Genomic DNA, 832 nt, shown 5'->3' on the forward strand with positions numbered 1-832 from the left:
TTGGTCTTGGCCGCACAATACGAATCTTGGTCAATGCCGATGGCGATCATTCTGATCGTTCCAACCGTTCTGTTGTCGTCGATGACGGGCGTTATTATGTGGGGCTTAACGAATAATATCTTCACGCAAATAGGGTTTATCGTGCTGGTCGGCCTCGCCGCGAAGAACGCGATATTGATCGTTGAGTTCGCCAAAGAAAAAGAGGATCAAGGAATGGAACTGCTCGCTGCAACGCTCGAGGCAAGCAAGTTGCGTTTCCGACCGATCCTAATGACCTCTATTGCATTCATTATGGGTGTTGTGCCATTAGTTTTCTCAACAGGCGCTGGTGCAGAAATGCGCGAAGCAATGGGTGTGGCTGTATTTGCGGGCATGATCGGTGTGACGATCTTTGGCTTATTGCTGACACCACTGTTTTACGTGTTAGTGCGTAAGTGGTTTGGAAAGGCTTCTTAATAAATATTGGGGTCAGAGTACTTTTACTCTGACCCCATGAATTAATAAGCTTGTAGCTTGTTTAGAACTCCGCTCCCATAATCTTGTCGACGATTCTGTGGTAACTCTCTGGCAACCATCTGCCAGCCCAATCATAAAAATACGCATCTTTACCGATCAAGATTTTCATTTTCTTGCGTTTAACGCCTTTTAGAATGGTGCTAGCCGCTTGGTCTGGTGTCGTAAACGTTAAGCGATCAAATAGTGACTTTACGTCCTTATGTTCTTGTCCAGCGTTGGTGCCTCTATAGAATCGAGCGCTGTTCACAATGTTCGTTTTGATGCCACCTGGGTGCACTGTAATTGGAGTGACCGGTGTGTTCTTGAGTTCTAAGCG

General features: G+C 46.3%; 1 protein-coding gene and 1 pseudogene. One reads left to right on the plus strand and one right to left on the minus strand.

The window, feature by feature from the left end; all coding sequences use genetic code 11:
• Nucleotides 1–456 (plus strand): efflux RND transporter permease subunit (locus A3738_RS08550; RefSeq protein ID WP_197473717.1); only part of this gene is annotated, 456 nt, incomplete at its 5' end.
• Between the two features lie 61 nt (nucleotides 457–517).
• On the opposite strand, the pseudogene A3738_RS30830 reads toward A3738_RS08550, so the two are convergent.
• A pseudogene (locus A3738_RS30830) lies at nucleotides 518–832 on the minus strand (short-chain dehydrogenase); the annotation flags it as partial.

The sequence above is a fragment of the Oleiphilus sp. HI0066 genome (assembly GCF_001635725.1).